This window comes from Flavobacteriales bacterium (genome assembly GCA_016779935.1).
In the GTDB taxonomy this organism is placed as follows: domain Bacteria; phylum Bacteroidota; class Bacteroidia; order Flavobacteriales; family UBA7312.
Genome location: JADHMQ010000014.1, coordinates 37,929 through 45,163, shown reverse-complemented (window position 1 = coordinate 45,163; position 7,235 = coordinate 37,929). Strand labels below are relative to the sequence as shown.

Sequence of the window (7,235 nt, the reverse complement as noted above, 5' to 3'; positions counted from 1 at the left end):
AAATCAATAAATTAAAAAGGGATTTGTGATCAAATCCCTAGAAAATGGAGTAAAAATGTGGTCGGGATGAGAGGATTCGAACCTCCGATCTCGCGCCCCCCAGACGCGCACTTTAACCGGACTAAGCTACATCCCGAAAATAAATGCAGAGTATATCGATTATCAAATCAAATAAACGCCGAATTGTTTTAACTTTGCAAAAATAAAATTCCATTCATTTCCTACAATGAAAAAAACCTTTTTATCACTTATCCTTTGCCTAGCGGTCTTTCATTTATCAGCTCAAGAGAAATATACCCTCAGCGGTTACGTCAAAGACAATGAAACCGGTGAGTATTTAATTGGTGCTACAGTTTATGTTAAAGAAAACCTAAAAGGCATTTCAACCAATCAGTACGGATTCTATTCGCTTACCATAGAAGAAGGCGAATATACTGTTGACTATGCTTTTCTAGGATTGAAAACACAGCAAAAAAAAATCAATCTAAATACAGACATTCGAATAAATGTGGCATTAGAAGCTAATGCCATCATCACTCAAGAAGTAGTTATTGAATCCGAAGGAGCCGATAAAAACGTAGAATCCTCGAGTATGAGTCAGGTAAAAATTGATGTCAAAAACATCAAAAAGCTACCTGCATTTATGGGTGAAGTAGATGTCCTCAAAACCATTCAACTTCTACCAGGTGTACAATCTTCTGGAGAAGGAAGTTCAGGTTTTTACGTGCGTGGTGGCGGACCAGACCAAAACCTTATTCTACTAGATGAAGCAACTGTATATAATGCCTCTCACCTATTTGGTTTTTTCTCCGTATTCAATGCCGATGCCATTAAAGACATTAATCTCATTAAAGGGGGTATGCCTGCCCAATACGGTGGTCGTTTGGCTTCAGTACTTGATATTTCAATGAAAGAAGGTAACAGTAAAAAGTTTGAAGTAGATGGTGGGTTAGGGCTTATATCCTCAAAACTTACCTTGCAAGGACCTATCAAAAAAGATACCAGTTCGTTTATTCTATCTGGTCGAAGAACATATATTGATATTCTCGTAAATCCTCTAATTAATGATACCTCAGCATTTAAAGGTACAGGCTACTACTTCTTTGACCTTACCTCAAAGGTAAACTATAGGATTTCTGATAAAGACAGAATCTTTTTAAGTGGGTATTTTGGTAGAGATGTGTTCAGCTTTAGAAATAAAGATAGAGGATTTAAATTTGATATTCCTTGGGGGAATGCAACAGCTTCCATGCGCTGGAATCACCTCTTTAACGATAAACTTTTCGTAAATACATCCGTCATCTTTAGCGATTATCAATTTTCGTTTGGTGCCGAACAAAACGATTTCGAATTCAAACTAAATTCAAGCATTACCGATTGGAATACCAAAGTCGATTTCTCATACCTTCCAAACTACAAACACAATATAAAATTTGGTGCACACTTTACCTACCACACCTTTGTTCCTGGTAGCGTAACGGGGCGTTCTGGAGAAGTAGTCTTTGAGCCGGAATCCATATTCAAACAATACTCAAATGAAGGAGCTTTATACGTCTCAGATGACATTGAGGTGAATGAAGAGTTAAAAATCCACGCTGGACTTAGATACAGTAGTTTTCAGTTTGGTGGACCAATTACTATTAGAGATTATTTTAAAAACGAGTTTACTGGTGACACTACAAAGCACCACAGACACATCGAGCCTAGATTGTCATTGAGGTATAAAATTGATAAAAACAGTTCATTCAAAGCATCGTATACTCAAAACTACCAGTACATCCATTTGGCATCACTATCTAGTGTATCGCTACCAACAGATTTATGGGTGCCAAGTACAGATATTGTAAAACCTCAGTACGGTCGTCAATTTGCAGTTGGTCTATTCAAGAATTTTTTCGATAACAAATGGGAAACTTCCATTGAAGCCTATCACAAAAAGATGAATAACCTCATTGAATACAGAGAAGGAGCTTTACCAGAAGACAACACCAATACGTCCTCTGACAATTCCTTCACATTTGGAGATGGAGAATCCAGAGGTTTAGAGTTTTTCATTAAAAGACGCTTAGGTAAAACTACGGGATGGCTAGGGTATACCATTTCCAAAACCACTCGTCAATTTGATGAACTTAACAATGGCGTTGAATTTTCTGCTAAATACGACAGAACACACGACATCTCACTGACTGCTACGCATGATTTAAACGATAAATGGGTGCTATCTGCCGTCTTTGTATATGCAACTGGAAATACCCTCACTCCTGTTTTAGACAGGTATGTACTAGACGGGCGAATTTATAGTGAATACGGCGACAGAAACAGTTACAGAATGCCTGCTTACCATAGAATGGATATATCTGCTACATACACCAAAAACAAGCCTAACAAGAGGTTCAACTCATCGTGGAATTTCTCAATATATAATCTATACAATCGAGCCAATCCATACTTCATTTATTTCGACGTAGAGGGTGAAGGAAATTTAGCAGATGGAGACTTACAGTCCAAAGCCTTGCAAGTCTCTCTATTTCCAATAATACCTTCAATAACCTGGAACTTTAATTTTTAAATCATGAGAACATTAATCCCATTAATACTGATTACGTTAGGCTTAGTGTCTTGCGAAAAGTTTTTCGAATTCGAACAAGAGGTAGATTTTAGTCAAGGCAATACCACTAAAAAAATTGTGGTTCAGGCAGTGATGCAGCCAGGCTATCCAGCCTATGCCCTCTTAACACAAAGTGAACCGTTTTTTGATCCTGTAACAGCTGAAACCATTAACTCCGTATTTGTAGAAGATGCTACAATAACAGTAAGAAATGAAGACGGTAACGAAGTGCCATTAGTGAACATTCTTGATTTAAATATTGCTGATTTTTCACAAGATGAAGATTTAATCAATTTGTTTGACTCTCTGCAAAATGCATTACCAGGTTTGTACATACAACCTACTCCTCCCTTTACATTTAGTGAGGCAAATAAATCGTATTCCCTAGAAATTATACGAAATGAAGACACCCTTACTGCCTTTACTACAATTCCCAGCGAGCACCCAATGGATAGCGTATGGTTTGTTGTAGACGAAAATGCTCCACGACCTAATCTTGGTAACTTTTGGTTTCATTACTCAGACCCTGATACATTAGGAAATACTATAATGATTGAACACAAAAGACTCTTTCATACCAAAGAAACACAATGGGGAGAAAACCCACAAAATGGAATTGAACCTTTTAGTGTATCGGTGAATAACATAGAAGACCCATTTTTCGTGAAAGCATTGTGGGGTTTTGTTAGAAACGATTTTGAAGGCCTCAACGGTACTTCCTTCGATACTTACTTGCAAAGGGGAACATCCAACAATATATTATTTGACACCAGTGATCATGACTTTGAACAAGAAGAAAACGGATACTTTAAGTCTGGTCAAAGTATACTATCACATGACAAAGACGTTTTTCCAGACACCGTTTTGTTACGCTTTAGCCAGATAGATTACGAATCGTATCTGTTTTGGCGTTCCGTTGACTACCAAAACAACAGTGGTGGCAATCCTTTTGCCGAACCCATTAATTTGCAATCCAACGTAAATAACGGTTATGGAATCTTCTACGGACAATCCGCCATCTACTACAAAGTCATTGCTAAAGAAGATACCATTTATACTGAAAGATTTTACCCTTCATTATTCGAAATATTTTAACTTTGCCGGAGATTAAAAAACCGTATAAAAAACACGCATTATGTCAGAAGAACTAGAAAATATTGAAGTCTTAATTATTGGCTCTGGACCTGCCGGATACACTGCTGCTATTTATGCTGCACGAGCAGATTTAAAACCTGTTGTGATTCAAGGTATGCAACCTGGTGGACAGCTAACAACTACAACTGAAGTTGATAATTATCCTGGCTACCCTAATGGTGTTGACGGTACTAAAATGATGGAAGACTTCAAAGCCCAAGCCGAGCGTTTTGATACTGATACGCGTTGGGGAATGGTAACTAAAGTTGATTTTTCTGAGCGTCCATTCAAAGTAGAGATAGATGGTACAAAGAATGTTTTAGCTCAAACCGTTATCATTAGTACTGGAGCTTCTGCAAAATGGTTGGGTATTCCTGACGAAGAACGATTAAATGGTTTTGGTGTTTCTGCTTGTGCCGTTTGCGACGGATTTTTCTATAAAGGTCAAGAGGTCGTTGTAGTAGGCGCTGGAGATACTGCTGCCGAAGAAGCTACTTATTTAGCTAAATTATGCACTAAGGTGACTATGTTGGTTAGAAGGGATGAAATGAGAGCTTCAAAAGCAATGCAAAAGCGTGTATTCAAGACGGATAATATAACCGTTCTATTTAATCACGAAACAAAAAGCATCAATGGCGAGAAAGGAGTGGAAAGCGTAACCGCTTTTAATAACCTAACTCAAGAGGAAATAGTCATTCCTGCTACTGGATTTTTTGTAGCTATTGGACACAAACCAAATACGGATATTTTTAAAGGTCAATTGGACATGGACGATAACGGTTATCTGATAGTAGAGCCAGGTACTTCAAAGACTCAAATTCCTGGTGTATTTGCTGCTGGTGATGTTGCCGACCACGTGTACCGACAGGCAGTTACTTCTGCAGGTACTGGATGTATGGCAGCCTTAGATGCTGAACGCTTCCTTGCTTCTCAAGAATAAGTTAGTCCGTAATCATAAAATCCGAATTCCATAGCTTGAAGTCAGCGACTTCAGGCTTACTAAAAGGTATATCCCAATACCCTTTATAGTGAATGAAAGAAGGAATAAGCTGGTCTTCAGCATAATCCATTTCTACGTCAACAGTAACGTTCAAATCAATTAGCCAATAGTCGTATTGCATGACGTATTTTCTGTATACCACATTGAAGGTATTTCTATCAAAGTAAGACACCAATTCTCGAATAAGCACTTCCTCCTCTTCTTTCTCAGATAAATCCGTTTTCATTCGACATACAAACTCATAACATTCTAAAGTATCTTTATAAGTTTTCTGTGAGATAATGTAATCATAATACTTTTGCATGGATACATCAAAAACAGCTAACTTTTCTTTCTTACTACCAGATTTCTCGACCTCTACCGAACCTGGATTAAAGACAATAACCTTAGCATCTTTTTCATTTTTCTCATTAGTACTTTCAGATTCACCTCCATTATCAGAAGAACTGAATTTACTTACTTTGATAGTATCTTCTGGAAAAAAGATGTAATCAAAAAACTCTGGTGTATAATACCTATACTTTCCTTTTCTATTGTAAATTTTACCATCATTGTAAGCCGAATCAACCTTTACTACTAAGCGGTTATTTGTGACTTCATAATGACCGTCTCTAGCTAAAAAACCAATGGATTTATTCTTAGTATTAAAAATTTCCAATTCGCTTTTATAAGTATGGGGGTAATACCTTAGGTTTTTAAACCCCTGATAGAATGAAGTGTCTGTCTTCACATAGTGTATAAATTCTTCCACACTGAAGCCTGAGCTTACTGCAGATACCATCACAGAGTCCAACATCACCGACTTTACTATACTTTCTTGGGCAGAAAGGACAAAGCCATTCAACAAAAAAAGGAAATAAAAAATTCTCTTCATAAAACAAAAATAAAAAAAAAGCTGCCCACAAGGGGCAGCAGGTAGTAATTCATAAGCCGGATTCTGTTCTCTTACGAGCTTCATCATTTATCTACGCTATACATTACTGAATAGCTTGAGCTGCCCACCCCCCGAGATTGAACGAGCAATCCCTGTTCTCGGTATACATGACATTGCACCGCATAGAGTTTACCTGGTTTCACTACAGCCGAACTGTACTTGCTTTCTGTTGCACTGGTCCTCACCTTACGATGGACGGATGTTATCCGCTATGCTGCTCTATGGTGTCCGGACTTTCCTCTTCCTTGCGAAAGCGATGAAGTCTATCACTACTTTGACAAAAGTAAAAAATACTATCTTAGTACAATGAAAAAAGTAATTTATACTTCTGACGCACCTGAAGCAATAGGTCCTTACAGCCAAGCGATATTATCCAATAATACCTTGTACACATCTGGACAGATTGCTATTGACCCTAAATCAGGAGAGTTAATTACTGATAATATATCCGATGAAACCCATCAGGTTATGAAAAATCTTGAGGCAGTTCTCTCTGCTGCCGAAATGGATTTTTCTCATGTTCTTAAATGCACCATATTTTTAAATGACATGAACCAATACGCTGAAATAAATGCGGTTTATGCCCAGTATTTTGGTGAGAAACCACCAGCTAGAGAAGCCGTTCAGGTCAGTGTATTACCAAAACACGTCAATATTGAAATTTCACTAATAGCCTCAAAAGAATGAAAAGAAGACAAGCCTTAAAATCGTTCATTAGCGCCTCCTTATTACCATTTATTCCTTTCAAAAATTTATTGGCTAAAGACGAATGCGTTACAACCGATGACATTTTAGGACCATACTTTATTGAAGGTGCTCCGAACATTAGCGTAATTGCTCCAGAAATTCCAGATGTTAACCGCCTATTCATTACAGGTACTGTATATGCAAAAGATTGTGTAACGCCAGTTCCTAATGCTCTAATAGATGTTTGGCAAGCCAATAATGAGGGTGCTTATGAAGATGTAGACTATAGAGGAAAAATATATACCGACGAGGTAGGAAATTATGCTTTTGAAAGTATTCAGCCAGGAAAATATTTAAACGGTAGCTACTACCGTCCTAGCCATATCCATTTCAAGATACAATACCTCAATAACCCTGAACTAGTTACTCAATTGTATTTTGAAGGCGATACTACTCTTGATATTGACCCTTGGGCATCTGATCCTTCTGCAGTAGATAGGATTATTCCGCTTACTACGGACGATAACAACAATGCAAATGGTGTTTTTGATATTTACCTAAATGTTGATGTAGATACTGTTAACTTAAATCAGTACGACAGAAACGATATTCCAAGCAAAATAGAATCTATATCTCCAAACCCTGTCAGTGAGCAATTTGAAATTCGATTTTACAACAACAAAAATGCTCTTGTCACATTAGATATATGCGATGTAATGGGTAGAGAAACTAAGGTATTGTTTGAACAAAACTGCACCAAAAAATTACACCACATTACACTCAACAAACCAGAGCTGAGAGCTGGTGTTTATGTGTTACGATTATCTGTAAATGATAGAAAGGTAGATGCTAAACGACTGTTGTTGAAATAA

At 37.4% G+C, this 7,235-nt stretch carries 6 protein-coding genes, 1 tRNA gene and 1 other RNA gene; 5 read left to right on the top strand and 3 right to left on the bottom strand.

The annotated features are described in order from the left end of the window. Nucleotides 1-58 precede the first annotated feature (58 nt). Nucleotides 59-136, bottom strand: a tRNA-Pro gene (locus ISP73_07190). A 90-nt stretch (nt 137-226) separates the two neighbouring features. Between ISP73_07190 and ISP73_07185 the strand changes: the two genes are divergently transcribed. Genes ISP73_07185 through trxB form a run of 3 tightly spaced genes read left to right on the top strand, consistent with a single transcriptional unit; the run spans nt 227 to nt 4,682 of the window. Then, on the top strand, nt 227-2,569 hold the full coding sequence (locus ISP73_07185; protein MBL6658364.1) for a TonB-dependent receptor: 2,343 nt from the start codon (nt 227-229) through the stop codon (nt 2,567-2,569). Between the two features lie 3 nt (nt 2,570-2,572). After that, nucleotides 2,573-3,703, top strand: coding sequence for a DUF4249 family protein (locus tag ISP73_07180; protein MBL6658363.1), 1,131 nt, complete (start codon nt 2,573-2,575; stop codon nt 3,701-3,703). A gap of 40 nt (nt 3,704-3,743) precedes the next feature. Continuing rightward, a complete protein-coding gene (gene trxB, locus ISP73_07175) occupies nt 3,744-4,682 on the top strand; it encodes a thioredoxin-disulfide reductase (GenBank protein ID MBL6658362.1) in 939 nt (312 codons plus the stop codon). Between the two features lies 1 nt (nt 4,683). Here trxB and ISP73_07170 read toward each other — a convergent pair whose 3' ends face one another. Next, entirely contained in the window at nt 4,684-5,616 is a 933-nt protein-coding gene (locus ISP73_07170) for a hypothetical protein (GenBank protein MBL6658361.1), read from the bottom strand. 37 nt (nt 5,617-5,653) lie between these two features. Then, nucleotides 5,654-5,949: RNase P RNA component class A (gene rnpB / locus ISP73_07165), an RNA gene on the bottom strand. Nucleotides 5,950-5,982: 33 nt separating this feature from the next. Here rnpB and ISP73_07160 point away from each other — a divergent pair. Further along, nucleotides 5,983-6,363 carry a RidA family protein gene (locus ISP73_07160; GenBank protein MBL6658360.1) on the top strand — a complete coding sequence of 127 codons (381 nt, stop codon included), beginning with the start codon at nt 5,983-5,985 and terminating at the stop codon, nt 6,361-6,363. Further along, nucleotides 6,360-7,235, top strand: coding sequence for a T9SS type A sorting domain-containing protein (locus ISP73_07155; GenBank protein ID MBL6658359.1), 876 nt, complete (start codon nt 6,360-6,362; stop codon nt 7,233-7,235). Before ISP73_07160 ends, ISP73_07155 begins: the two co-directional genes overlap by 4 nt.